Annotated in this window: 22 protein-coding genes, 1 tRNA gene and 3 pseudogenes; 18 read left to right on the forward strand and 8 right to left on the reverse strand. The window is 37.8% G+C overall.

Annotated elements, in window-relative coordinates; translation table 11 throughout:
- The first annotated feature begins 18 nt into the window (after positions 1-18).
- The 8 genes from ligA to JCM14932_RS00260 all read left to right on the forward strand — a co-directional run bounded on the left by ligA (position 19) and on the right by JCM14932_RS00260 (position 9,109).
- Entirely contained in the window at positions 19-2,037 is a 2,019-nt protein-coding gene (gene ligA / locus JCM14932_RS00225) for an NAD-dependent DNA ligase LigA (protein WP_025023081.1), read from the forward strand.
- Between the two features lie 10 nt (positions 2,038-2,047).
- The gene (locus JCM14932_RS00230) at positions 2,048-3,181 is read left to right on the forward strand and encodes a CamS family sex pheromone protein (RefSeq protein WP_025023082.1); all 1,134 of its coding nucleotides are present in this window, start codon (positions 2,048-2,050) and stop codon (positions 3,179-3,181) included.
- 24 nt (positions 3,182-3,205) lie between these two features.
- Positions 3,206-3,505, forward strand: a complete 300-nt coding sequence (gatC, locus tag JCM14932_RS00235) for an Asp-tRNA(Asn)/Glu-tRNA(Gln) amidotransferase subunit GatC (RefSeq protein WP_025023083.1) — start codon at positions 3,206-3,208, stop codon at positions 3,503-3,505.
- Positions 3,505-4,962: an Asp-tRNA(Asn)/Glu-tRNA(Gln) amidotransferase subunit GatA gene (gene gatA / locus JCM14932_RS00240; protein ID WP_025023084.1), complete on the forward strand. Its 1,458-nt coding sequence runs from the start codon at positions 3,505-3,507 to the stop codon at positions 4,960-4,962. Before gatC ends, gatA begins: the two co-directional genes overlap by 1 nt.
- On the forward strand, positions 4,962-6,392 hold the full coding sequence (gatB, locus tag JCM14932_RS00245) for an Asp-tRNA(Asn)/Glu-tRNA(Gln) amidotransferase subunit GatB (protein WP_025023085.1): 1,431 nt from the start codon (positions 4,962-4,964) through the stop codon (positions 6,390-6,392). The genes gatA and gatB overlap by 1 nt, the downstream gene beginning before the upstream one ends.
- 13 nt (positions 6,393-6,405) lie before the next feature.
- Positions 6,406-7,392 carry a diacylglycerol kinase gene (locus tag JCM14932_RS13960; RefSeq protein ID WP_034542264.1) on the forward strand — a complete coding sequence of 329 codons (987 nt, stop codon included), beginning with the start codon at positions 6,406-6,408 and terminating at the stop codon, positions 7,390-7,392.
- A gap of 74 nt (positions 7,393-7,466) precedes the next feature.
- The gene (gene rlmD, locus JCM14932_RS00255; RefSeq protein WP_025023086.1) at positions 7,467-8,822 is read left to right on the forward strand and encodes a 23S rRNA (uracil(1939)-C(5))-methyltransferase RlmD; all 1,356 of its coding nucleotides are present in this window, start codon (positions 7,467-7,469) and stop codon (positions 8,820-8,822) included.
- An 89-nt stretch (positions 8,823-8,911) separates the two neighbouring features.
- Positions 8,912-9,109, forward strand: coding sequence for a hypothetical protein (locus JCM14932_RS00260; protein WP_025023087.1), 198 nt, complete (start codon positions 8,912-8,914; stop codon positions 9,107-9,109).
- 60 nt (positions 9,110-9,169) lie between these two features.
- On the opposite strand, the gene JCM14932_RS00265 is transcribed toward JCM14932_RS00260, so the two are convergent.
- Entirely contained in the window at positions 9,170-10,513 is a 1,344-nt protein-coding gene (locus JCM14932_RS00265) for a sensor histidine kinase (protein WP_025023088.1), read from the reverse strand.
- Positions 10,514-10,750: 237 nt separating this feature from the next.
- On the opposite strand from JCM14932_RS00265, the gene JCM14932_RS00270 reads away from it, so the two are divergent.
- Positions 10,751-11,011, forward strand: a complete 261-nt coding sequence (locus JCM14932_RS00270) for a helix-turn-helix domain-containing protein (RefSeq protein ID WP_025023089.1) — start codon at positions 10,751-10,753, stop codon at positions 11,009-11,011.
- A gap of 61 nt (positions 11,012-11,072) precedes the next feature.
- Here the strand turns inward: JCM14932_RS00270 and JCM14932_RS00275 are convergent, their stop codons facing one another.
- From JCM14932_RS00275 to JCM14932_RS13970, 4 genes and pseudogenes are all read right to left on the reverse strand, one after another.
- Positions 11,073-11,822 (reverse strand): response regulator transcription factor, encoded by a 750-nt coding sequence (locus JCM14932_RS00275; RefSeq protein ID WP_025023090.1) that lies wholly within the window; start codon positions 11,820-11,822, stop codon positions 11,073-11,075.
- A gap of 133 nt (positions 11,823-11,955) precedes the next feature.
- Positions 11,956-12,839: pseudogene (locus JCM14932_RS13965) on the reverse strand (alpha/beta hydrolase).
- Positions 12,823-14,172, reverse strand: a complete 1,350-nt coding sequence (locus tag JCM14932_RS00285; protein WP_025023091.1) for a PTS transporter subunit EIIC — start codon at positions 14,170-14,172, stop codon at positions 12,823-12,825. Before JCM14932_RS00285 ends, JCM14932_RS13965 begins: the two are co-directional and overlap by 17 nt.
- 71 nt (positions 14,173-14,243) lie before the next feature.
- Positions 14,244-15,586: pseudogene (locus JCM14932_RS13970) on the reverse strand (APC family permease).
- 119 nt (positions 15,587-15,705) lie between these two features.
- On the opposite strand from JCM14932_RS13970, the gene JCM14932_RS00295 reads away from it, so the two are divergent.
- From JCM14932_RS00295 to JCM14932_RS00305, 3 genes are all read left to right on the forward strand, one after another.
- On the forward strand, positions 15,706-16,716 hold the full coding sequence (locus JCM14932_RS00295) for a Gfo/Idh/MocA family protein (RefSeq protein ID WP_025023092.1): 1,011 nt from the start codon (positions 15,706-15,708) through the stop codon (positions 16,714-16,716).
- Position 16,717: 1 nt separating this feature from the next.
- Positions 16,718-17,938, forward strand: a complete 1,221-nt coding sequence (locus JCM14932_RS00300) for a DEAD/DEAH box helicase (protein WP_025023093.1) — start codon at positions 16,718-16,720, stop codon at positions 17,936-17,938.
- A gap of 57 nt (positions 17,939-17,995) precedes the next feature.
- Positions 17,996-18,069, forward strand: a tRNA-Arg gene (locus tag JCM14932_RS00305).
- Positions 18,070-18,261: 192 nt separating this feature from the next.
- Here the strand turns inward: JCM14932_RS00305 and JCM14932_RS17570 are convergent.
- Together JCM14932_RS17570 and JCM14932_RS00315 are read right to left on the reverse strand one after the other, a co-directional pair.
- Entirely contained in the window at positions 18,262-18,735 is a 474-nt protein-coding gene (locus JCM14932_RS17570) for an SHOCT domain-containing protein (RefSeq protein WP_025023094.1), read from the reverse strand.
- Between the two features lie 29 nt (positions 18,736-18,764).
- Positions 18,765-20,495, reverse strand: coding sequence for a putative glycosyltransferase family protein (locus JCM14932_RS00315; protein ID WP_025023095.1), 1,731 nt, complete (start codon positions 20,493-20,495; stop codon positions 18,765-18,767).
- A 285-nt stretch (positions 20,496-20,780) separates the two neighbouring features.
- On the opposite strand from JCM14932_RS00315, the gene JCM14932_RS00320 reads away from it, so the two are divergent.
- The 6 genes and pseudogenes from JCM14932_RS00320 (at position 20,781) to JCM14932_RS13980 (ending at position 25,245) form a co-directional block, all read left to right on the forward strand.
- Complete coding sequence (locus tag JCM14932_RS00320; protein ID WP_025023096.1) at positions 20,781-22,796, forward strand: hypothetical protein; 2,016 nt, start codon at positions 20,781-20,783, stop codon at positions 22,794-22,796.
- Positions 22,797-22,906: 110 nt separating this feature from the next.
- Positions 22,907-23,101, forward strand: a complete 195-nt coding sequence (locus JCM14932_RS00325) for a type II toxin-antitoxin system HicA family toxin (protein ID WP_025023097.1) — start codon at positions 22,907-22,909, stop codon at positions 23,099-23,101.
- A 2-nt stretch (positions 23,102-23,103) separates the two neighbouring features.
- The gene (locus JCM14932_RS00330) at positions 23,104-23,496 is read left to right on the forward strand and encodes a type II toxin-antitoxin system HicB family antitoxin (protein WP_025023098.1); all 393 of its coding nucleotides are present in this window, start codon (positions 23,104-23,106) and stop codon (positions 23,494-23,496) included.
- A gap of 75 nt (positions 23,497-23,571) precedes the next feature.
- Positions 23,572-24,078, forward strand: coding sequence for an acyl-CoA thioesterase (locus tag JCM14932_RS00335; RefSeq protein WP_025023099.1), 507 nt, complete (start codon positions 23,572-23,574; stop codon positions 24,076-24,078).
- Positions 24,079-24,160: 82 nt separating this feature from the next.
- Entirely contained in the window at positions 24,161-24,607 is a 447-nt protein-coding gene (locus JCM14932_RS00340) for a DUF3290 family protein (RefSeq protein ID WP_025023100.1), read from the forward strand.
- 9 nt (positions 24,608-24,616) lie between these two features.
- Positions 24,617-25,245 (forward strand): annotated as a pseudogene (locus tag JCM14932_RS13980) (DUF421 domain-containing protein).
- On the opposite strand, the gene JCM14932_RS00350 reads toward JCM14932_RS13980, so the two are convergent.
- Positions 25,242-25,886 carry a Crp/Fnr family transcriptional regulator gene (locus JCM14932_RS00350; protein ID WP_025023101.1) on the reverse strand — a complete coding sequence of 215 codons (645 nt, stop codon included), beginning with the start codon at positions 25,884-25,886 and terminating at the stop codon, positions 25,242-25,244. The pseudogene JCM14932_RS13980 and the gene JCM14932_RS00350 overlap by 4 nt on opposite strands.
- Positions 25,887-25,928: the final 42 nt, after the last annotated feature.

Raw genomic sequence — 25,928 nt, forward strand, 5'->3', positions numbered from 1 at the left:
TTTAGAGGTGAAAAGAATATGGCAGAGATTACTAAAGAACAAGCCAACGAAGAATTAGCCGGTTTAAGAACCAAACTGAATGAATATCGTGAAGCTTATTATACTAAGGATGCTCCAGAGGTCGAGGACAATGTCTACGATCAACAATACAATCGCTTGTTGGAATTAGAAGGACAATTTCCTGACCTGGTAACACCGGATTCACCTTCTCAATTAGTTGGTGATGTTACTTTGCCAGATTTCAACAAAGTAACGCATGATATCCCAATGTTATCAATGGGGGATGTCTTCTCTGAAGAAGAGTTGGCTGAATATAATGATCGAATTGAGAAGAATGTCGGCGAAGAAGTTGATTATAATGTCGAATTAAAAATTGACGGACTAGCTATATCACTGGTTTATGAAAACGGTGTGTTGGTTCAAGGATCAACTCGTGGTAATGGAACGATAGGTGAGAATGTTACTGAGAACTTGAAGACGATCAGCACTATACCTCACAAGTTGAGTCGTCCATTGAGCTTCGAAGTTCGTGGCGAGTGTTTCATGTCTAAGAAGGAATTCTTACGCTTGAATGAAGAACGTGAGAAGGAAGGCTTGCAGGTGTTTGCCAATCCGAGAAACGCCGCTGCTGGAAGTCTTCGTCAGCTTGATCCGAAAGTTACGGCTTCAAGAAAACTAGATACTTTTATGTATACGATCGTAACTTTTGATGATTTGAATGTTGCTACTCAAAGTGAAGCCTTGAAGACTCTTAAAGAGTTAGGTTTCCATGTTAATCCATCGGCTGAGGTTACCAAAGGCTTGAGTGGTGTTAAAGAGTACATCGAACGCTATGGTAAGGTTCGTGATGACTTGGATTACGGAATTGACGGGGTTGTTTTAAAAGTCAACGACTTGGCAACTCAACAATCACTTGGTAATACAGTCAAAGTTCCTCGTTGGGAAATAGCCTATAAGTTTCCACCTGAACAAGCAGAATCAGTTGTCCGTGAAATCACTTGGACGATCGGACGTACTGGAGTTTTGACGCCAACAGCAGTTATGGACCCAGTTCAACTTGCTGGTACAACGGTCGCTCGTGCAACATTACATAATGAAGATATGATCAAGCAAAAAGATATTCGTGTTGGTGATACAGTGTTATTACACAAAGCTGGGGATATTATTCCGGAAGTTTCTCAAGTTGTTTTGAGCAAACGTCCAGAAGATTCGGTTCCAGCAGAGATTCCAACTCGTTGTCCATACTGTGATTCAGAATTGATTCATTTGGAAGATGAAGTAGCACTTCGCTGTATCAATCCGAAATGTCCAGCACAAGTAAAAGAACAACTAACTCATTTTGCATCGAGAAATGCGATGAATATTGACGGTTTAGGTCCAAAAATTATCGAACAGTTGTATACTAAGAGCTTAATTAAAGATGTTGCCGATCTATATAAGTTAACAACCGATGATTTGGAGACGCTTGACGGATTCAAAGAAAAATCGATCAATAATTTATTGACTGCAATTGACAATTCTAAGAGTAATTCAGTTGAAAGATTGATCTTTGGCCTAGGTATTCGTCATGTTGGGGCTAAGGCCGGAAGAATTCTGGCTGAAAGCTTTGGTAATCTAGATAACCTAATGGCCGCAACTAAAGAACAAATTCTAGAAGTTAATACCATGGGTGATATTATCGCTGATAGTATTATTATGTATTTTGCTAACGAAGATGTTCAGAAGTTAATTAGTGAATTAAAATCATTTAATGTTAATATGGATTTTGTCGGTAGTTCTAATTCCAATGAAACAAATTCACATTTTACTGATAAAATAGTGGTTATAACCGGAACATTAACAAATTATAAACGTTCAGAATTGGCGAATATTTTGGAAAACTATGGTGCTAAAGTCACCGGATCAGTAACTAAGAAGACTGATATTTTGATTGCTGGTGAAAAGGCCGGCAGCAAATTGACCAAGGCTCAACAATTAGGAACACAGATTATTGATGAAGCAACATTATCTGATTATTTGGATGATGCGAAGGAGTAGGAGAAAAGTTTTGAAAAAATTCGTAAAAGCTACAACACTGTTATTGATGTGTTCGCTTCTTTTGACTGCTTGTGGTAATTTACAAGATTCAAGCTTGTCATCTGGCGGTAGTGATAATGGTAAGAGTACTGTTCAGACAGCAAGTTCATCTGATTCGAGTTCATACGATGTCTTGATGAGCAATGGAAAATATAAGACAAGTGCAATTTCAGGTATTACGGCTGCTGATAATACTAATCAGTTCAATAGCCGTAGCTTTGAAAGTGGACTTTTAGACTTGTCTAAAAAAGAATTTTCGACTAATTCGTATGTTTTCCAAGAAGGTCAAGTCTTATCATCATCGACCGTCACTGATTGGTTAGGACGTAAGTCAGAGAAGAATCCCAATGGTTTGAATCCTGCATCAAATGGATCAACTAGTCCAACTAAGAGAGCACCAATGTATTTCCAACAAATGCTTGAAGAGGATTATCTTCAAAAACAAGATGGTAAGTACAAATTGGCTGGTATCTCGGTTGGTATAGCCATGAATAAGATTGATTATTACCAAAAGAAACAATACGGAGCTACTTACAACACAACTATCTCTAGAGAAGATCAGAAGAGCCAAGGAGAACGTGTTGCGAAGGAAGTAGTTAAACGTCTACGTAAGATGAATAATGTCGGGAATATTCCAATTATTGTCGGCTTGTATTCAGTTGCGCCTGAGGACACATTAGTTGGAGGAACATATTTCCAATACTCTGTAAGTAAGAGTGGAGATATCGGCAGTTGGAAAGAACTAGATTATAAGAATCAAATGTTACCAACTGTAAACAATGAAACACCAATTAGTAGTAGTGATTCTGATGCTTTTGCAAACTTTAAGGATAATATTCAAAACTATTTCCCTAATATTTCTGGTGTAACTGCACAAGCTCACTATGATGGAACTAAACTTAAGTCCATGGACATCACTATTAATACGCAGTTTGATGGTCTGGCTCAAGTAACGAGTTTTACTCAATTTGTTCAACAGAGTGCCTCGAAGTACCTACCATCCGACGCAAATTTGGATATCAATATTCAAACTGTTGCTAACCAGCAATCAGTTGTCACACGCACTGATGGTAAGTTCTTGTCACACGTTTATAATGCAGATTAAAAGATAGTTTAAAGGAGAAATTTAATGATTTCAAAAGATGAAATTTTACATGTTGCTGAATTAGCAAACCTAAAATTAAAAAATGATGAAGTCGATAACTTTGTAAGTCAACTTGGTAAAATCGTTGATATGGAAAGTAATTTGGCTAGTGTTAACACTGATGGTGTTGAACCCACATACAACATGGGTGATACAAGTACTACTTTCCGTGAAGATAAAGGAATTCGTACTCAAACTAGAGAGCAAATGTTTGAGAATGTTCCTGAATCTGAAGACAACTTGATCAAAGTGCCAACAATTGTTGACAAGGAGGACGACGAATAGTGAATTACTTAAACGAAACTATCGATTCATTGCACAAGAAGTTAGCTGACAAAGAAATAACTTCAAAAGAACTAACTGATCAAACATTGAACGATATGAAAGCTAAAGAAAAAGATATTTCTGCTTTTATCACTGTCAATGATGATGCAGTCAAAGATGCTGAAAAGGTTGACCAAGCAGGTATCAAGGGCCCACTATCTGGTATTCCTATCGCTATCAAAGATAATATTGTAAGTAATGGTATCAAAACAACGGCCGCAAGTAAGATCCTTTATAACTTCATGCCTGTTTATAGTGCAACTGTTTTGGAGAAGTTAGAAGCCGCTGGTGCTATCAATATTGGTAAGACAAACATGGATGAATTCGCCATGGGTTCATCAACTGAGACATCATTCTTTGGTGACACACATAATCCTTGGGACTTTGATAAGGTTCCTGGTGGTTCTTCAGGTGGTTCTGCAGCTGCTGTTGCTTCTGGTGAAGTAGTTGCTGCTCTAGGTACAGATACTGGTGGTTCAATTCGTCAACCAGCCGCTTTCAATGGTATCTTCGGTATCAAGCCAACATACGGTCGAGTATCTCGCTGGGGTGTTATTGCCTTCGCATCAAGTCTTGATCAAGTTGGTGTTATGTCGAAACGTGTTGAAGATTCAGCAACTGTCCTTTCTACTATCTCTGGTCATGATGAACATGACAGTACTAGTTCTGAGAAAGAGGTTCCTGACTATCGTGCCAACTTGAATAAGGATATGACAGGCGTAAGAATTGCTGTTCCTAAGGAATTCTGGCATGAAGGTACTAACCCTGAGATCATCAAGCAAGTCAATGTTGCTATCGATAAGTACAAAGAAATGGGTGCAACCGTTGATGAAGTTAGTCTTCCAGCTTTGAAGCATGCGGTTGAAGTTTACTACGTACTTGCATCTAGTGAAGCCTCATCTAACTTGCAAAGATACGATGGTGTTCGTTATGGATTCCGTGCTAAAGATGTTAAGAACATCAAAGACTTATTCGTTAACTCAAGATCAGAAGGATTCGGTGACGAAATCAAACGTCGTATTATGTTAGGTACATTTGCCTTGTCTGCTGGTGCCTACGATGCATACTTCAAGAAGGCTGCTCAAGTAAGAACATTGTTCATTGAAGAAATGGGCAAAGTTCTAGAAGATCACGATTTGATCATGGGACCTTCAACAACTACTACTGCTTTTAAGATCGGTGATAAGATCGACGATCCTCTAGCAATGTACATGAATGATATCTTGACTATTCCTGCTAACTTGGCTGGACTTCCAGCTGCTTCAGTTCCCGCAGGATTGGCTGATGGTATGCCAGTTGGTTTGCAGATCATTGCTAAACCATTTAATGAACAAGCCATCTTTAATGCTGCTTATGCATTACAAGAAGAGAACAAATTCTATGAACAAATACCAACTGCATTAAAGGGGGAAGACTAATGAACTTTGAAACAACTATTGGTCTAGAAGTCCACGTTGAATTAAAGACTAAATCAAAAATGTTTAGTCCTTCACCAGTTGCCTATGGTGCTGAATCAAATATCAATACTAATGTTATTGATTTTGGTTTCCCAGGTACATTACCAACTGTTAATAAAGAAGGATACCGTCTCGGTGTTATGGTTGCTCTTGCATTGAATGCTCAAATCGAAAACCATACACACTTTGATCGTAAAAATTATTTCTATCCAGATAATCCCAAGGCTTATCAATTAACACAAAGTGAAAAGCCACTTGGTCATGATGGCTATATCGAGATCGAAGTTGACGGCAAGAAGAAGAAAATCGGTATTGCTGAACTTCACGTTGAAGAAGATGCTGGTAAGAATACCCACGGTAACAACGGTTATTCATATGTCGATTTGAACCGTCAAGGTACACCACTTATCGAAATCGTTTCAAAGGCTGATATGCATTCTCCTGAAGAAGCTTATCAATACCTTGAGAAGCTACGTCAAATCGTTCAATTTACTGGTGCATCTGACGTTAAGATGGAAGAAGGTTCAATGCGTGTTGATACTAATATCTCTATCACACCAGTTGGATCAGATACTTATGGTACTAAGGTCGAACTAAAGAACCTTAACTCATTCAACTATGTCAAACTTGGTTTGGCATATGAAGAAAAACGTCAAGCTGCTGTGTTAAAGAACGGTGGTAAAATCGAACAAGAAACAAGACGTTTTGATGAGAAGACCGGCGAGACTGCACTAATGCGTGTCAAGTCTGGTGCGGATGATTATCGTTACTTCCCAGAGCCAGATCTTCCTGATTTTGAAATCAAGCCAGAATGGATCGAAGAGATCAAGTCAGAATTACCAGAACCAGCTGACAAACGTCGTGCGCGTTACATCAATGAGTTAGGTATTCCTGAATATGATGCTGGTGTTCTAACTGATACTAAGGAAATGTCAGACTTCTTTGATGAAGCTGTAAACTTTGGTGCAAATCCAAAACTTATTTCTAACTGGTTGATGGGTGAAGTTAATGCGTTCTTAAATGAAAAGAAAGTTGGCTTATTAGATACTAAGTTGACACCAGAACATTTATCAACGATGATTAAGTTGATTTCTGATGGAACTATTTCTTCTAAGATCGCCAAAAAGGTCTTCAAAGAAACTATCAGTAATGGAACAGAGCCAGAAGGATGGGTCAAAGAAAAAGGACTTGTTCAAGAATCAGATCCTGCTGTATTGAAGCCAATGATCATGGAGATTTTGGACAACAACCAACAATCAATCGACGACTTCAAGAATGGTAAAGATCGTGCTGTTGGTTTCTTAGTTGGACAAATTATGAAACAAACACATGGACAAGCTAACCCTAAGGTTGTTAATAAGATCCTAATGGCTGAACTTAATAGTCGTTAGTGAGGAGAAGTATATGCGAGCAAGGTTGATTTACAATCCTACCTCAGGCCATGAGACGCTGAGAAATAATGTAGGAGATATTTTAAATATACTTGAAGAAGCCGGCTATGAAGCCAGCGCTTTTCGTACGACTCCAACTAAGAATTCAGCTCAAGATGAAGCTAATCGTGTTGCCAAAGAAGGATTTGATCTAGTCATCGCTGCTGGTGGTGATGGAACGATCAATGAAGTAGTTAATGGTATTGCTGGTTTGGACAAGCGTCCAGAGCTAGGTATTATTCCTGCTGGAACGACCAATGATTATGCTCGTGCGTTGAAGATACCTCGTGATGACGTTGTTGAAGCAGCCAAAGTTATTTTGAAAAAGCAAAAATTACCAGTTGATATTGGTAAAGCTGGCGATAATTACTTTATGAATATAGCTGGTGGTGGCTCAATGACTGAGTTAACATATGAAGTTCCTTCAGCATATAAGTCAATTCTTGGTTATCTAGCATACTTGGTTAAAGGTGCAGAGATGTTGCCTCGAATCAATCCTATCGATATGCATATCGAATACGATGAGGGTGTCTTCGATGGTAAGGCTACGATGTTCTTGATTGGATTGACTAACTCGATCGGTGGAATGGAACAAATCGCCCCTAACTCAGTTATTGGTGACGGAACATTTTCATTGATCATCGTTAAAGAAACAAATCTTCGTGACTTAGTTCATTTAATTGCATTAGTATTGAATGGTGGTCGTCATGTTTATAATCCTAAGATTATTTACACTAAGACTAAGAAGCTGACCGTTAAGGCAAATGATACCAATCGTATCATGGTCAACCTTGACGGTGAGTATGGTGGGGATGCTCCAATGGAGTTCACTAACCTACATGCACATTTGAATATTTATGCGAATGTTGACTCAATTCCGCTTAAGGCAATCGATACTTCATCGATGGATGAAAAAGATGCCGGAGAAAAGATCATTGAAGAAGAGAAGAAATTAGATTAGAATATAAAACTATGAATAAAAGGGAAGCTGAGACATTAGTACCAGCTACCCTTTTTCTATGCAAAGGATGAAATATGGAAAAACCAAACATTAAAAAGAACGACAAATTAGAATTAACGATCGAGGATCTATCATACGAAGGCAAGGGTGTAGCCAAAGTTGATGACTTCACACTTTTCGTTGATAATGCTTTACCTGGCGAAGTAGTTAACGCTGTGATCCTAAAAGTAGGTAAGAGCTATGGATTTGCCAAGGCTCTAGATATCGTCAAGAAATCACCAGACCGTGTTGAAAATATTGATAATGTCTATGTTAGAACGGGAATCGCTCCATTGAGCCACTTGAAGTATTCAGAACAATTGAAATTTAAGCAAAAACAACTTCAAATTGATTTCCAAAAAGCTAGACTAGATATCGATGTTAACGAAACTCTTGGAATGGAAGATCCATTCCACTATCGTAATAAGGCACAAGTACCAGTTCGCCAAATCAATGGCAAGTTGACATCAGGATTCTACCGTAGACATTCACATGATCTTGTTCCAATGGAAGATTACTTGATTCAAGATCCTAAAATCGATGCTGAAATCAAACGTGTTCGTGATATCCTACGTAAGTATAATGTCCGCGGCTTCGAAGAATCTAAGAACAAGGGACAGATCCGTACGATCATGGTTCGTCGTGCATACTACACAGGCCAAATGATGGTTGTCTTAGTATCACGTGTTCGTGATATTTCACATTACAAAGAAATTACTGCAGATATTATGGCTAACCCAGAAATTAAGTCACTTTACTTGAACATCAATTCCAAGACTACCAACGTTATTTTGGGTAGAGACATGATGTTGTTAGCGGGTAGTGCTTATATTGATGATGAAATTTTGGGACACACATACAGAATTTCACCACGTTCGTTCTATCAAGTTAACCCAACACAAACACAACGTTTGTACAAGTTGGCAGTTGATAAGGCTGAACTAACTGGCAAAGAAACAGTTGTCGATGCTTATTCAGGTATTGGTACGATTGGTTTGTCATTAGCTGATAAGGCTAAGCATGTTACTGGTATCGAAATGGTTGCTGATGCAGTCAACGATGCTAAGCAAAATGCTGAGATCAATGGTATTGAAAATGCAGACTTCATTGTTGGTAAGACTGAAACTGTCTTGAACCAATGGGCAAAGGACAAGAAGAAGGTCGATGTATTGATGGTCGATCCTCCTCGTAAGGGATTGGACAATTCATTGATTGATTCGATTAATAATATCAAACCAAAGAGAATTGTTTACATCAGTTGTAACCCTGCAACTTTGGCTCGAGATTTGAAATTATTGAGTGATACATACGAAATTGGCGATGCAACACCAGTTGATATGTTCCCAATGACGAATCATATAGAATCCGTAACAAAATTAACTAGAAAATGATCAATAGCGAGATTAAGGCTAAAAAGCCTTGACCTCGCTATTTTTTTACTTCAAAATATAGTTAAGAATTAATTCTGAGGGGGATTATCTTGGGACGTACTGTTGTAGCAATCGGCATGTTAGTAATTGCGTTTTGGCAATTATTTGCTTCTATCGGATACTTTACTGTACCGAATGAGAGCGTATCCAAAAAAATAGTTATATTTGACTTATTAGCATCTTGGTTTGGCCTTGTTGGTGGATCAATGTTTGTAGGTGCCATTTTGGTGCTCATGGAAGTCTTTTAACTTACAAATTTATGTAAGCGCTTAACTAAAAACCGAAAAAAATAAGGGAGGTTCGATCCCTTACTTTTGAAGAATAATCAGTGTCATCATTAAATTGTTTTTGATAATTTGCGTGTCAGTGAATAAGGTATCTGATGAGTCAGTGATATTTTTAATATTTGCCAAACCGTAGCCTTGATGCTCGTGTTTGGTTGAATACCCGTTTTGAAATATTTGATTGATATCAATATTATTTTGCAGTGGGTTAGCAATGGTTATTTCAAGTGTTTCTGACGATTTGAGAAATGCACAGGTGATAACTTTATTTTCGATACCCTGAACGTATTCAATAGCGTTATCCAATAAAATACCAACAATCCGAATGATCGAAAGGTCGTTCTTTTTTATTTCATAATTGTCACTGGTTAGTTCAAGATTTAATTTGATGCCCTTGGATTTTGCCATGAAGTACTTTTGAGTCAGCAAACTTTGGATCGGTTTGCTTTTGATTGCTTGCAGTTCGAGCAAACTGTGAGTTTGAACATTTTTAAAACTGTTTTGTTGATTCATCAGCTCGTGGTAATAGCGTTTTATTTCTTCGGAACTTTGATCATCAACGACTTGTCCCAATGATAGCATGATATTTTGAAAGTCATGTTTGAATTTACGAAGGTCCTCATTTTGTTGCTGCGAACTTGTTAGATAGTCGTCGAGTTCTTTGATACGTTCAGTTGCTTCACTGGCTTCTTTACGCATTGTAAACGACTGGATGAAGATAATAGTTTGCCAATAAGTTGAGATAGTCATGACTGTGAATGTCAGTAAAATTCCCATCTGAATCAAAGGATTGATGTTTTCAATGTCACTGATAACTAGGATGACCATGAATGCTAGCAATAATGTGAATAGCATGATAAAGATTCTTTTGCCTAATTGATATCGAACGATGTTATGTCGTACGTGTCTGATTTGCTTTTCGTACTTATTGATGAAGGCGACACTGACACATAGCAGGATGAAGTTGATCAGTAACGTCAGTGGAGCAAAGATATTCTGATGGAGCATCATGTTATCAGTACTCCAGATGCCGGTTTGAAGATAAATAAAGAAACTTGCCAGATAAGTACTTAGACTGAATAATGTCAGCTGGATATTGGCTGCTAGAACGATTGAGATTCCATTATTGTAGTTGATAGTATGCGGAGTATTCTTAAAAATATGAATTGCTAAGAGTGCCAGAACAAAGAGCAGGATGAACGAATTATTAGTATACAGTCCAAGAATTCCAAATGCAGTTGATAGTATCAAATCATTGACCCAGTAGTAATATCGAAAGTCATGCATAAAGAAGTGTACTAGTTGCAAGGTTGCAAAGAGTATAAAGACATTTCCAAGTGGGCTGAGATTAGTTTGTATATATATCATGAAAAATTAGCCAAGTGGTCGTTCCTTTCTCGCTTATATTTATGTAAGCAATGATGCCTAAATAATTGTAGTGATATTCTACTATTAAAACAAGATATTAATAATTAACTTACAACAATTAACGTTTATATGCGTTTTTTTTACGTTTATAAGTTTTTTCTGCGGAAAATTTTAATTATGAAATAATGTTAGTATTGCGTGGCAAAATTAGAGTAATAAGAATTGAGGTATTTTATCATGGATAAAAATATTCATTTCGGTGAAAACCTTCAATTAGGAGACAACTTGAGGATTCTTCGTAAGGAACGTAATCTTTCAGAGCGTGAGGTTTCAAACCTACTTCATGTGGATATCACAACGATTTCGAAGTATGAACATAATACTAGAACACCTGATATATATACAATGATTAAGTTCGCAGATGTTTACGATGTTAGTCTTGATAGACTAGTAGGCAGAGAAGAAAAAGAATATGAAGAGAGTCAATCTGAAGCTTAGATGATTCTTGAACCTGATTGGAAATACTAAAGCAGGGCTCAGATTTTATGAGTCCTGCTTTTTAGTTGTCTTTATCTTCTAATATTCCCAGAAGTTCTCTTCCTTTACGGAAGGACACTTTGCAGGTTGAGTTATCGATGAATGTCAGAATACGATTTTTACCGTCATAAGTCTGGGCATTCTCTAAGTTGACTAGGTAACTGCGGTCACATCTGAATAAGTTAGGATAGACGGATTCAATAGAATTGAGTGAACCGGAAAATGAACTACGTTGATTTTTGGCTACTAGAGTCACTTGACCAGGTGCAGCTTTTTCAGTGAATAGCATGATCACATCATCCATCAAGACATTGAAGAAACGACTACCGATTCGGTAATTGAATAGGTTTTGAGAATGATGGGCAAATTTTTCAAAGTAGTTCTGTGCTAGAGCAATATCATTATTGATACTCTTCTTGATTGAATCGATGCCTTTGTTCTTAAGAATATAGTCCATCGGAGCAATTCGTCGTTCCAGAGTAACTAATGATAATTCGTCATGAGTCGTAATGAAGATGATCTGTGCCAGAGGGACTTCTTTTTTGATCCGCTCGGCAGCTTCCAGTCCAGCAGTATTGTTATTGTCAATTTCCATATCTAGGAAGAAGATAGCTTTTTCAGGTGAGACACAGGTATTGAAGAGTTCTTCAGTTCTTGCGGTTGCCAGTTTTAACTCCATATCGGCATCATTGATCATGATGCTATTATTGATAAATTCTGAATAGTTCTTTCTTTGTACGTCATCGTCTTCCAATAAATAAACTGGCAGCATACTGGCACCTCCTGTGTAGAATAAGATAATTGTATTGAAGGATAGATGTAAAAACAAGTTGTAGCAAATTTTGTAATATAAAAAAATCGCCATTTATTTACAAATTAGCGATTTTTAAGTCTTAATAGATGATTTATTTTACTGGCTCGGTTCCTTTTTTGTTGATCATACCAGTACGATTATTTATCTTATTGCCGATAATATACTGATGGAAGATGGAAATAAATTGATTATTGGTAATCATATCTGAATGTTGAGCCTTACTCCCTGTAAGAGTTATTAGCGTATATCTCTCAATGTTTCCTTCATAGATATACTTACCAGAATCAACACTGCTGATCGGAACTATCCCATCATCAGTATACAGTTGTGTGCCCGCAATAGAGTAATATGTCAAGCTACTTGGCAATTTGTCCTTATCCTTAATAAAGTCGTTTAACATCTGGGTGCGGTTGGAACTATTCTTTTCTTCGAAGTTATACGGTGTACCAACTGTAAGCATTGAATCGATGTCGATCGATGAGTCATCGAAGTAATGTTCGAGAAAGTAAGTCCAGATCAATCCACCATTGGAATGTCCGAAGGCATCGAAGCTATTGAATCGATAACGGGTCTTCAATTGATCAAAGGCAATGTTAAACCACTTGGCTTGTTTCTTGATATTATTATAACCGTCGTTATTGTTGATGAAGCCTACCACGATGAATGGACGGTCGTCATTGGCGTTTATAGTGCTTTATAGGTGATTTTACCGTCCGTGTTAACAGTTAGCTTAAGCAGGCTGTGATGTTCCCCATATTGCTTGTTGATGGTTTTGACGAGATCGTCGAATCTATCAGCCGAGGCACTGCTGCCGGGAATCATTATGATGGGTGACATTGGTGAATTATATCTGCCAGCTAATGTCGAAACATTTTTCTTGGTCCAGATGTAAGAGGGGATACCAAGAATGACTAGAATAGTTGTGAGTATTATCAGATACTTAGCAGGTTTCTTTTGTTTATTGAAGGTTCTCATCATCGGATATACCTCCTTCATCAAGGGCTAAGTTATCAATAGTTTTGAGTTTTTCAGCAATACGGACGAAGGGAATATAAATATAAACTGAAACTGTGAGGCTGATTAGTGAAAAAATCAAAGCTTGCCAGCTGCCATTTGTGCCAATAAATGCGGATAAGAGCCCTGGAGCTCCTGTCGGTATCGGATATACACTTGGAGGCATCAAATGCAGCTGCAGGGCAATTGCGGCCATCAGCATGCAAGTTAGCGGTGCTAGTATAAACGGAATAATAAAAATGACATTAAATAGTACGGGAATACCGGACATGATGCTACTACCGAGATTGAAGACACTAGGGATCATTGTCCAACGAGCCACGGTTTGAAAGTCTGGGTCTTTGGAAACTAAGAATATTGCAATGATCAGAGCTAGAACTGAACCAGTTCCACCCAAAGTCGCAAATGAATGATACAGAGTATTGCTGGTGAATAGGTTAGGAGCACCCCATGCGGTGTGGTGGTTCAAGGCATAGTTAAGGTTATTTAAGACAGTTGGATCGGACTTCTCGATCTCGATCGGTGAGTAAATACCTGACCAACCAAAGAATGACGCGATAATTGTATAAAGAGAGAATCCTATTGTGCTAAGCAGTTGAATCAGAGCATTGTTGCTTTGATAATTGGTCGCCAAAGAATAGACAATATTATTAGGTAGATCTGAATAGTAAGTGATATTAACCAAAAAACTAAAAATAACCGATACAATTAAAACTATCGATATCGGCTTGAGTGAAATAAATGTTCGCTCCAAGACATTGCTGGATAAGTGTTTGGAACGATGATTAGGAGCTGAAGAACTGGTTGCCTTGAAGGTCCAGCCAACTAGCATCCCTAGCAAAATGGCAAACAATAATCCACGCATGCCAAGAACTGTGCCGTGGAATGATAATGGTTGAACTCGTGAATACGTGAAGGTGATGATCAATAGTGAGCTGATACTAGTTAAACCAGCCATCTGGTCGTCGCGATGGAAATGCTTGGCGGTATATTTAGCAGCTCCAAAGGTAGCAATGACCGCCACCCATCCCAAGGTTAAACTATATAGAGCTGTCGCGATATCGTTAATGTGGTTAAAGACAAAATCATTGTTGAGCTTGGGAATAATATCAGTTAAGAAGCTATCTTTTCTCAAAATGGTTATTTGGATTATTTTGATGAAGCTTCCAAACAAGACAAAAGGAAATATCATTAAGACAGTTCGCTGGATTATACGATAAAATAATAATTTTTGTAATTTTAAAGTTATTTGAGCTAATTTTTGTTCAAATTTATTTTTAAATAAATTTTCCATAATCAACACCTGCAAGATTTGGGGCTTTATAAAATCATTTAGATTATAACGTTAAAAAAAAGAAGCTGCCATTATAGCGACTTCTTTTTTTTGTTAAATTGATGTATGTAATATAACGGTAAACCAAACAATGTGATAGCAATACCTGTGAAGGCGAGTGTAGGTTGACGTGTTAGCGTTGAAATAATAATATATCCACCACCGAGCATGGCAATAATTGGTGGAATCGGATAGAAGTTGATCTTGTAGGGGCGATCGAGTTCGGGTTCGTTGTGACGCAAGATGAAGACGCCCACGAACATCATCATTGAAAAGATCCACATGACGAAGACTAACATGTCAGTCAAGAAGTCGAAACTTCCCATAAAAATCATTATGATAGCGATTATCGTTTGTACGATACCTGCGTTCAATGGTACACGGCTATTCTTAGTTAGCTTAGCGAAGAACTTACTGAAGACAATATCGTCGTCAGCACCTAAGACGTAACTAACACGTGGACCAGTCATAGTGTAGCCGTTGACAGCGCCAAAGACAGAGATCAGAATGCCGATCGTAACGATCTTACCGCCGATATCACCGAATATTCTGATAGCAGCTTCTGAAGCTGCGTTTTGATTACCAGGGATCAAGTGAAATGGTAGTTCTTTAATGAAGACGAAGCTGATCGAGACATAGATCAAAGTAATTAAGAACAATCCTAAGATGATCGAACGTGATAGGTCTTTTTCAGGCTTTTTCATTTCACCAGCCAAATTACCAACGTTCATCCAACCATCAAAAGCAAACATGGTGGCTAAAAGTCCGCCGCCCATTGAGGACCAAAAGTCGGGATGAGTCCCTGAAGTAATTGGGAATAATGAAATATTATTGCTTGATTTGGTGAATAGACCAACCGCAACTATCAAGATGATGGGAATAAGCTTGGCAATCAGAGAAACCGACTGAATAGTTCCACCAGCCTTGGCACCAAGTAGATTGACCGCAAATAAGAAGACTGCCAAGGCAATGGCAATAGGAATCTGCCAATCAGCTGGAAGATTGCAGAGGTTGATGACTTGGGTCGCAAAGATGATCGATAGTGCTGAAATACCGGCAGGATAGTAGATGACGGACTGTGCCAAGCCAATAAGAAGGCAGGGACTTTGCCATAAATGTATTCGATGTACTTGTAGATACCACCAGCGACTGGTAAGGCGGCCGCTAATTCAGCGATAGTCAAGCCAGCATTGATCGTAATAAAGCCTGCTAGTATCCAGACGAATATCGTCAAACTAGGTGAGCCTGTGGCGGCAGTGACACTTGAGATCTTGAAGAAAACTCCACCACCGATGACTAGTCCCATAACAGTGGATAGTGCGGAGAAGAACCCCAGATCTCGCTTCAAACTGAACTTATCTGTTTCTTTGTCCATGATTCTCAACTCCTAAGCGAAAGTGTAAAGTAATATAATACACCATATAGGTAGAGACTGTAATGTTTTTAGTGGCAATTAGTTCTACATATAAGTAAAATCAATAGTGAGGTGATTTTATGATAAATTTAGCAATAATCGGAACAAGTTGGATCACGCAACAATTCATTGAGGCAGCAGATGAAACTAAGTCATTCAAGTTGACTCGAGTTTATTCAAGAACTGAAGCAAAGGCTCAAACGTTTATCGATGGTTTGAGTAAAGAATTGGACAGCTCATCTGTAAAAATCAGCACAGATTTGGATAAGTTTTTTGCTAGTGAAGATTTTGATACTGTCTATATTGCATCACCAAACGCACTGCATTTTGCCCAAGCTCGTCAGGCAATCGAGAGTGGCAAGAATGTTATCGTTGAGAAACCAAGTACTTCGACCATTCGTGAATATACGATTTTGGATACCTTAGCACATGAAAAGGGCGTATACTTCTTTGAAGCTGCTCGCCAGATCCATGAGCCGATCTTTAAGAAGATTCAAGCATATGTCGACGCTAATCGTGAACAATTGACTGGTGCTACCTTGTCATATATGAAGTATTCAAGTAAAATGGATAGCTTCTTGGCCGGTAATAAACCTAATATTTTCAATCCTAAGTTTTCAGGTGGAGCATTGTATGACTTGGGAGTATATGCGGTCTATGATTCAATCGTTCTATTTGGAGCACCTAATAAGGTCGATTATGAACCAGAATTACTAAGCACGGGAATCGATGGGTCAGGTAGTTTGACTCTGAAATATGACAAGTTCGATGTTAATATCATCGTCGGTAAGACTAAGAATTCGTACATGCCTTCAGAAATTTACTTCGGTAAGAAGACCTTGTTGATGGATAGTGCGGGTGACATTACTAAGATCTCAGAAGCAAATGCTGACAAACAAATATCAGTTATACCAACAACTAAGAGCGATAATCCAATGGATTCAGAGGCTGTTGAGTTTGCTAGGATCATGAATGAGAACGATACGGCAACGTATGATAAGTTGAGTAGTTATGCACGAAGAGTAAATCGTGTACTAGAACAAGCCAGAACCAGCGCTGGACTTGTATTTGAAGCAGATAAGGAAAAATAAAGTGGACATACCTAAATTATATCAAGATTATTTTAAAGAAAATCAATTTGAAGCAATGACTAAGATTCAAGAATCAGTCTACATGCCATTCAAAGAAGGCAAGGGGCTGATCGCCATGGCACCGACTGGATCAGGTAAAACATTGGCATTTACGATGCCAATGCTCGAAACATTAGTACCTGGAGATGGATTACAAGTATTGATCTTGGAACCATCACAAGAATTAGCGATTCAAGTTAGAACGGTTATTCAACCATTGGCTAAGTTAGTTGGTTGTAGCGTTCAAGCTGTAACTGGTGGTGCTAATCCACAACGTCAGTTGAAGAAATTAAGAGAGAAACCAGAGATTCTGGTTGCAACGTTAGGACGTCTTAAGGAATTAACTGAGGCACGCAAAGTTAGACTCGGTAAGATTCAAACGGTTATCGTTGATGAAGCGGATGAAATGTTGAATGAATCCAAACTTGAATCTGTTCGTGAGACGATCGACCAGATGCCTGGGGATGTTCAAATGACATTCTTCTCAGCTACTGGTAATGAAATCTTCAAAGAGATGCACAAGTGGTTTGGTCAAGACTTCTTGATGATCGATCAACGTAATGACAGCTCTTATACTGCCGGAATCAAGCATTACTTTATTAACGCAGCTTCAGACGGAACTAAGAATGCCTTGATCAGAGAGTTAGCTCACAATAAGAAGTTTAAGGGAATGATCTTCTTCAATAACTCTCGTTCGCTGCACAAAGTTATCAGTGACCTGCGTTACAACAAGACTAACTATGTAGCTTTGGATAGTAAGATGTCTTCACAACAACGTAAGTCAGCCTTACACTCATTCTCGACCAAGAAGGTCAACTTAATGTTGACAACGGATGTTGCGGCTCGTGGAATGGATATCAACAATATCACAACAGTCGTTAATTACATGATCCCTCGTGATGACAGTGAATATGTTCACCGTGGCGGACGTACTGGTAGAATGGGTAAGGCCGGAAGTGTTCTGACATTTGGTAATAGTCATGACTTCCGTAACTTACAAGGATTCACTGATGTCGAAATCAAAAAAGTCTTCTTGAACCGTGACGGTACTTATTCTGATAAGGAGACTTATCAAAAGGAAAAGCGTCAAGCTCAAAAGACACAACCAAAGCCTAAACAAAAGAAACGTTTACGTGATCAAAAGAACAAAGGTAAACGCCGTGCTCCAAAGGCAGAGCATTAGTTTAAATTTGCTTGAAATATAAATAATTTGGTGGCACTATTATTAGTAGTGCCATATGGTCCCTTGGCCCAGTTGGATAGAGCAACTGCCTCCTAAGCAGTAGGTCCCCGGTTCGATTCCGGGAGGGATCATTTTATAACAGAGCGCGTCGATAGACGGTAACACCTGAGCATTACCTAGAATAAGAGAGGTGGCACGAAGTGGCACTTCACTTATTCGTAGTAAGCGTAGGGTGTTGTCTATCGTAAGCGCGTTTCAGAAACAAAATCAAAAAACGTGAACTCCTATAAAATGGAATTCACGTTTTTATTTACCCAAAAATTCTACAAACTTAATATTTTTTTCTTTTTAGCATCAAATTCTTCTTGAGTGATAGTACCATCATCAAGTAGTTTTTTGAGTTTTTCCAATTCTTCAAGTGATGCATCAGTTGTCACATTGCTTGAGCTTTGATTGTTATTAAAGTTTGAACCGCCAAAGCGCGTGTTTGGCTCAATGTATCCTTGAGCGACCAATGTGTGATAGTCACCTTTATCAGAAGGCTCGAATCCTTTTCCAATCAAGTCTTTCACGTAGAACTTGTTGTAGAAAAAGGCGAAGATAAGATTAATTAGAAATGATCCACCACCCCAAGTGAATACCCCTAAAGCAATGTCCACTAGTAGTATGATCAAGAGCCATTTCCAATCGCCACGAAAGAATGCTGGCCAGAATCCAAAGAAGCACTCTGTCCATGAGAAACCAACCTTAACATGTTTAACTTCGTTAGTATTTTTATTAATTAAATTTGCCTGCATAATAATCCCTCACATTTAATAGATTTTAATTATACTGCAGAATTATTATATTTGATATTTTTTAGTGATTTTTCCATATGCTTCCAATTGTATTTATTCTCATTATTAAGTCCTAGTAACAAGAATACCCAACTGACGAAGGATAGAGCGGCACTAAAAATCGTTAAATTGGTTAGTTTATAAGTGACTTTAAGTTTGGGGTGTTTTATTTTTTGGTTAAATTTAGTTCTAACAGTTCCGTTTTTACTAGTGGAGATTTTTGCATGTTTACCGTTGATCGTTAACTCAGTATTTTTGTAGCGAATAACTGGTAATTCAACAACGGTATTCTTAGGCATTTCTCCCAGCTTGAAAACAGTGGATTCTCCTTTGGCCTGAGGATCGAAGGTTATTTTCTGTTTATCAATTTTACCAATATGCCAAATCGTCGAGTTAATAAATTTACCTGCAGCTGCTGGAGAATATTGCTCATAGTAATCTTCATAGACAGTTCTTTTTTTGATTTTTTTACTAGTAATTATCTGAGTTTTCTTAGAAATCATCTTTTGTTGCTGAGTGATATGAACTGATGAGATCCAGAATCCACAGAGGATCGCAGCTAATATAATTGTAATTGGAAATTGAAGTTTTGATAAATTAAAATCGTCGATCAACATAATGAGTAATTTAGCTGCGATAACTGATGCCAATAAAGTCGCGACCATTAAGAATCTAAATGGAAATTGAATCACTCTAATGGGGGTATTTTGGAACAAGCTCCATGGAAAAACATTTGTGGTCATGAAAAAGGATAAGAATGCCAAAACATAGATTCTTTTGTAAAGTGTTGAAAACTTGTAGAAGAAAATCAAACCAAAAATCAAAGCAACAATTAGGAAAACACCAATATTATAAGTATTGCCACTAGTACTTTGAATACTACTGTTTAAGAAACTGGCACTGACTATTTTTTCAAGTACTTTTCCTTTTAATATATATGGAGAAGGCTGTTCATACGGTTGAAACGTTATTTCATTTAAGAATGGAATTAAGAATATAGCACTGGCACAAATCGTTGCAAATATTGCTTTGCATAAGGCTTTGATTCTGTTCCAATAGTTGTTTGATTTAATGACATATAATAACAAAATAATTATAAAAAAAGATGAAACAATAACTGTGGATAACAAATGGGTTAGTAACAGCCCTGACATTCCTATGGCGAGGATGTTCCATTTATGAAAGTCACGGAAGAAAACTTCATATAGACCTAAAAAACAAATCGGTAAGAGGATAGTCGCGATGAATTCTGCTATATCAGTTCGTGGCAAAACTTCTATTAATAGATAATTGGAGAGATTATAGAATAGTGAAAAAATAATGGCATTCCAAAATGATTTGGAAAACTTGACCATTACGATGTGACTTATAAAAAACGATATAAAAAAGTAGATCCCGATACCGGTGTAAAAGGCAGTTATGGGATTACTGAAGAGTGAGAATAATAAGGCTATTGGTGCAATCGTGATCCATGGATAGAAAAGATTGATGCCATAGCCTATTTGTCTAAAGTTGGAATTGGAAATACTAGGGATCAGATTGCCATGTTCAAATGAGTAATTGAGGCTGATCAGTCTGCCGACGTGGAATGGGGCATCGTCTCCACCCCAAATAATACCCTTGGAATTCAGTGTAACTGCCATGATGGCTGAAAGAGTCGCGTAGAACAAAATTAATCCTAGAAACTTAAGTAATCCTTTTGTGCTAACAGAAATATGCATAATTTCCTCCCTAGTAAATATTATATCGAAGCCATTACGCAAATTAAAATTTATCTGAGGATCAGTATATCCGATTGGACTGCCTAGCAGTTCGAGACGAATTGTATATAATCATTTGGCGATTATCTAGTATCACATAAATGTGAAACTGATAGTCTTTTTTTACATTTATTTACCAATATCATTTTATATAAAAAAATATATCCTTTAATGACACCATCTTGATATAACCATTTGAGATAATACATATGAAAAGATTTATCGCTTAATAAAGGAGAACTTATCATGAAACAACATCAGTTGAAAAAGATGCTGCTTGGATTGTCCTGCCTTATTTTGTTCTGTACTGGATTATTTTTTGCGGTGAATAATAATGACCTTAATGAAGTACATGCCGACGATGAGGAAGTCGTAGTTAAACCTATGGAAAAGCCTAACCGTGATGTCGTTAAAATACTGGGTATTTGGCTGACTAATGGCTATTCACTGCAACCTGAAAGTGACTATTATACACAGGTTGGACAGACGGTTATTGTTCGCACCAGTGCTGGTAGATCGGTCTGGTCAGTCCTAACAGGACTACTTGATAGTCCGCATTATAGATGGTATAAGACCACAGATGCCGGCGAGACTTGGTCAGAGGTGCCTGAATCCGAAGGTGGGTACCGTATGAATTTTCCAGTTACACCTAAGGAGATAGGAACAACCTGGTATCAACTCGATACGCAATATTGGAATTATTTAACCGGTTGGTTAGCGAAAACTCACATTTATTCTCAAGTTACAGCAGTTCATGCCAAGGAACCGGTTAATGCGACTAATTTAACTATTACAACCGATGATGATTATTTATATAATTTGGGTGATAATATTTTGGCCAATAATAATACCTATGTGCATGCCCATCCAATTCCAACTGATGCAAATGGGCGGGTAACATATACTGTCGACAAGCCAGAAATCGCGGACTTCTCAGATGATACCGAGAATGGTGGTAAAACTACACAGTTGATTGCTAAAGATGGTGCCGTCGGGACCGTCACGATAACGGGAACTATGCAAAACCCTAATGGCAGTACGGTTAGTGATAAAACAATCGTTCGAGTTGGTGGAGGATTAGATGATCAGACTGTCAATATTGGTGAGACCGCCACGTACACGATGCACGGTGATACTGTTGGTGACGATGAGTCTGAGAACAAAGGTAAAATTACGATTGAATGGTTCAAATACGACAAAAAAGGAAAATCAACTTCAGTCGCTAAAAGTACCAGTTCCAATTACAAGGATTATATTTCCTATACAACGCCACCCACAACAATGGATGATGATGGTACTAAGTATCAAGCTAAGATTACTTTTAAATATGGAACTCTGAACCTCCAGAGTAAGACGATGACTACTAATCAAGCCAACCTGACTGTTATTAATAAGCCGGATATTACGGTTGATAACACTGTGACTGATGATACTTATGTTGGTAATGGTAATGATGAGCATACGCTAAATGATGTCAGCAATGATGATGTGATCACTTATAATGCGACACTAACTGAAAATAGTGATCGAGGTGTCTTGAAGAATGGTTACTATGTTATTCCGTTACATAGGGATACCAAGGTCAATACTGTGAAACTTGATGAGACGGTTTTGGACTCCAGCAAATATTCGATCGTTTCTAATTCAGAAGCTGGGACTGATGACTTGGTTATCAGTGGTATGAACTTTGACGGAGTGGATGTCAGAGTTCATAAGGTAGAGGTAAAAACGACTGTTGCCGGCATCACCGGTGAGGAATCACTGACGTATACACCGTATATTTATGGGAATGCGAATGATAATGAAGTCTATATGTCCAAGGGTATTACTGAGCAAATCAGCTATACGTTGGACGGATTCAGCGTTTCGATAGATAATTTGAACTATGGATCAGTTAATCCGTTAGATGTGCAAAGCCTGCATTATCGTGAGGACAAGCACAATTTACCGAATGGTAATGTAGTAGAGATCGATGACCGACGCCGGGATAAGCTAGGGAAAAAGGCTTTTGTTTCACAAGATAAATTATTTGAGAACGAAAATGGAGATCAATTAGGTTCCAGTATTCGGCATTATGAGAATGGTAGCTACGTAAATATTTTGAATAATAAAACCTTTTTGAAAGAGACTCAGGCAGGTGAGAGTTTTGATTCGATCGGTTGGGGTAAGGAAGATGGCTTGCTGCTATACTTGGGTGATGCAATCTTGAAACAAGGAACTTACAACACTACTTTGACTTGGGTATTTGAAGATACGCCTTAGAGTTATGGGCCACAGAGATGTGGTCTTTTTTTTCGTAATTTTATATGTAAGTGTATTTATTGATTGAATACACATTAGTGTGTATTATCTAAAAGACAAGGGGAAATCTTATGCCATTAAAACCTAAGGAGTTAGTACGGCTACTTAAGCAGTATGGTTTTGTTGAAAAGTCTCAATGTGGATCACATTTGAAGATGTATAATCCTGATACTAAAGTGACTATTCCAGTTCCAATTCATGTTAGAGAAATGAAAAAAGGAATTGAGCATGCGATATTAAAGAAAGCAGGAATTAAGGAGAGATGAATATGAATAAAAGTAAAAACTTGTTAGTTTACCCTGTAATACTCTACCCAGAATCCAAAGGATATAGTGTTGAAATTTCCGATATTGATAACGGTACTTGGACTCAAGGTGAAACAATCGAAGAAGCATTGTTAATGGCTGAAGATGTGATTGGTATTATGTTGGAAGATGAAATAGATTTTCCAAAAGCAACTGGGTTGGAAAATTTGAATGTTGAAGATCCTAATATAAAAACGATTGTCTCGATTGATATTGAAGCATATCGTCGTAATAATCCTAAAACAGTTAGAAAGAATGTGACCGTTCCGGAGTATTTGGTTAAGTTAGGTAAAAGGAATAATATAAATTTTTCTGCTACATTGACTGAGGCGCTGAGAACTAAATTGGGTGTTTAAATACGTTCAATGATAATTAATAATTTTTTCTAGTATAATAATCATAATTAATACTATGAAAAGGAAATCTAATATATGAATACTATTAATGTTTCCCAAACTTTATCAGTCAGTAATCATCGTGTATTTTCGTCTGATCTAAATGAGCACGACACAGTTTTTGGTGGCAAGATTTTAGCTACGATCGATGACAATTCATCAATCCCAGCCTCTCGTGTGGCCCGAATCGAGACAGTCACTGCTTCAGTGGACCAAGTTAATTTTATTCTTCCATTCAAATTACAAGATTCGATGTGTACTGAGTCTTATGTGTCAGGTGTTGGAACTCGTTCGATCGAAGTTTTTACCAAAATTATTGGTGAACATTTGAAAACCGGTGAACGTTTCTTAGGTTTGACTTGTTTCTCATCATTTGTAGTCGTAGAACGAGGCATCGAATTACCACAAGTGGTTCCTGATACTGATGAATACAAGTTTGTTTGCCAAGGATATGAACAACGCCAAGCTGAACGGATGAAAAAGCTTCAGCAGCAACGTGATTTTAACAGTAATATTAGCTTGGACTTTCCTTGGACAAAATAAAAAGTTGACCTCCTAATCGAGATCAATTTTTTTCGTATATTATAATAATCATGAAGTCTTAAAAATTTGAGAGGGAATTGCAATGACTTTTTATTCGTACGAACATTTATATACGCAGAATCAAGAACCGAATCTTTTGTTTATCTTTGTTTTGTCAGCACTATCGATAGCGCTAGTGGTTACAGGATTTTTATATTTCAAGAATCGCAAGGATAACAAGTATCGAGACTTAGCTGTGATCTTTGTATTATCAATTGCGTTGTTCTTTGGAATTAATTACAACAACTATGAGAAGCAAATTGATATTAATAATCAGACTAACCAAACTTTGACATTGATGAGGTCGATCTCCAAAGAAAAGAAGATTTCAGAGAAGAAGCTTTATTCTAATAGTTCTAGTTTGACGGAAGGGATGCTGATCAAGGCTGGCAAGGATTATTATCGTGTCAGCTTCGATAATAACGTCAATAGTTATACTTTGAACAGGGCCAGTATCGTTGATTCAAGTCAAATCAATTTGGTGAAGTAGGGAGAAATTATGGATCTATCATATGGAAATTTAGCTTTAAAATTAACGATTGGATTTCTCTTCATGGTTATCCAGATCAATTTATTCGGTAAGAGCAATATTGCACCAACTAGCGCCATCGATCAATTACAGAATTACGTTCTAGGTGGGATTGTCGGTGGTATGATCTACAACTCAAGTATCACGACGTTTCAATTTACGATTGTTTTGATTATTTGGACTTTGATCGTCTTCATTGCCAAGTTCTTATCTAATCATAATGTTTATTTCAGACGTATGATCATTGGTTCTCCGAAGATGATCATCAAAATGGTAAGATCGATGTCGACTTAGCGTTGAGAAATGGCTTGTCAGCAGCTGACTTGTCATTCAAATTACGAACGGCTGGTGTAACTGATATCAGCAATGTTAAACGCGCGGTCTTCGAGCAGAATGGACAATTGACTATTATTATGAAGGATGAAGAGAATATCAAATATCCAGTCGTGCTAGATGGTAAGATTAACACAGACGAACTAGAAATGATCGGCCGTGATCCTGAATGGGTCGAAGCCCGATTGAAGGAACAAGATTTGGATATCTCAGATATTTATTTGGCAAATTATATCAATGGAAAAGTTGTTGCTTATACGTATTAGAGAATTGTGAATTCACGACGGTCAACTTTGATCTTATTTTCTTTTACAAGCAGTTTGAGTTGGCGACTAAGAGTCTCAGGAGTTATTCCTAGGTATAATGCCAGTTCTCGCTTAGTTACAGGGAGTTTGTAGGTAGGACTGTTGAATTGGCCTTGAAGTTCCAATAAGTAGTTGTAGAGTCGTTCCTTGGATGTTAGAAGTGTATCTGTGACATCACGTTGTTCAAGCAATGTTAGCCGCTCTCCAAGAATATCAACAAGCGACAGTGCCATTTCAGGGTATGATTTGAGTACGTCCTTAAAGGCTGATTGTTTAAGGTAGCATATTTCAGTGGGTTCAATGGCTTGAGCAAAGTTGTGGTGTTCGTGACTGCTAAACAGTGCGCCAGTGAGATCGACGTCACTTGAGTGCAACATGTACAGCGTTCGTTCATGGTCATCATCAGCGTAACTGAAGACGCGGACTCGGCCGGAATCGACGATCATTAATCTATCATTAGGTTCTCCTGACGAATAAATCATTTGTCCAGCGGGAATCTTTTTTTGGTGGACTGAAACTCGTGCTAGTGCTTCGATCACATTTTTGGGAGCGCCTCTGAAGATGGGAACTTGTTCAACGCATTTGATAGGATCGTGTGCCATAAATTAATTTTTCCTTTCTTGACATATGTCAATTCTATTTTG

The organism is Companilactobacillus nodensis DSM 19682 = JCM 14932 = NBRC 107160 (assembly GCF_000615905.1).
GTDB lineage: Bacteria > Bacillota > Bacilli > Lactobacillales > Lactobacillaceae > Companilactobacillus > Companilactobacillus nodensis.

Excerpts from the sequence above, each read along its gene's own strand:
- ligA (WP_025023081.1), top strand. The coding sequence starts at position 19 with ATGGCAGAGATTACTAAAGAACAAGCCAACGAAGAATTAGCCGGTTTA.
- gatC (WP_025023083.1), top strand. The coding sequence starts at position 3,206 with ATGATTTCAAAAGATGAAATTTTACATGTTGCTGAATTAGCAAACCTA.
- gatB (WP_025023085.1), top strand. The coding sequence starts at position 4,962 with ATGAACTTTGAAACAACTATTGGTCTAGAAGTCCACGTTGAATTAAAG.
- JCM14932_RS13960 (WP_034542264.1), top strand. The coding sequence starts at position 6,406 with ATGCGAGCAAGGTTGATTTACAATCCTACCTCAGGCCATGAGACGCTG.
- rlmD (WP_025023086.1), top strand. The coding sequence starts at position 7,467 with ATGGAAAAACCAAACATTAAAAAGAACGACAAATTAGAATTAACGATC.
- JCM14932_RS00265 (WP_025023088.1), bottom strand. The coding sequence starts at position 10,513 with ATGATATATATACAAACTAATCTCAGCCCACTTGGAAATGTCTTTATA.
- JCM14932_RS00270 (WP_025023089.1), top strand. The coding sequence starts at position 10,751 with ATGGATAAAAATATTCATTTCGGTGAAAACCTTCAATTAGGAGACAAC.
- JCM14932_RS00275 (WP_025023090.1), bottom strand. The coding sequence starts at position 11,822 with ATGCTGCCAGTTTATTTATTGGAAGACGATGACGTACAAAGAAAGAAC.
- JCM14932_RS00285 (WP_025023091.1), bottom strand. The coding sequence starts at position 14,172 with ATGGAAAATTTATTTAAAAATAAATTTGAACAAAAATTAGCTCAAATA.
- JCM14932_RS00295 (WP_025023092.1), top strand. The coding sequence starts at position 15,706 with ATGATAAATTTAGCAATAATCGGAACAAGTTGGATCACGCAACAATTC.
- JCM14932_RS17570 (WP_025023094.1), bottom strand. The coding sequence starts at position 18,735 with ATGCAGGCAAATTTAATTAATAAAAATACTAACGAAGTTAAACATGTT.
- JCM14932_RS00315 (WP_025023095.1), bottom strand. The coding sequence starts at position 20,495 with ATGCATATTTCTGTTAGCACAAAAGGATTACTTAAGTTTCTAGGATTA.
- JCM14932_RS00320 (WP_025023096.1), top strand. The coding sequence starts at position 20,781 with ATGAAACAACATCAGTTGAAAAAGATGCTGCTTGGATTGTCCTGCCTT.
- JCM14932_RS00325 (WP_025023097.1), top strand. The coding sequence starts at position 22,907 with ATGCCATTAAAACCTAAGGAGTTAGTACGGCTACTTAAGCAGTATGGT.
- JCM14932_RS00330 (WP_025023098.1), top strand. The coding sequence starts at position 23,104 with ATGAATAAAAGTAAAAACTTGTTAGTTTACCCTGTAATACTCTACCCA.
- JCM14932_RS00335 (WP_025023099.1), top strand. The coding sequence starts at position 23,572 with ATGAATACTATTAATGTTTCCCAAACTTTATCAGTCAGTAATCATCGT.
- JCM14932_RS00340 (WP_025023100.1), top strand. The coding sequence starts at position 24,161 with ATGACTTTTTATTCGTACGAACATTTATATACGCAGAATCAAGAACCG.
- JCM14932_RS00350 (WP_025023101.1), bottom strand. The coding sequence starts at position 25,886 with ATGGCACACGATCCTATCAAATGCGTTGAACAAGTTCCCATCTTCAGA.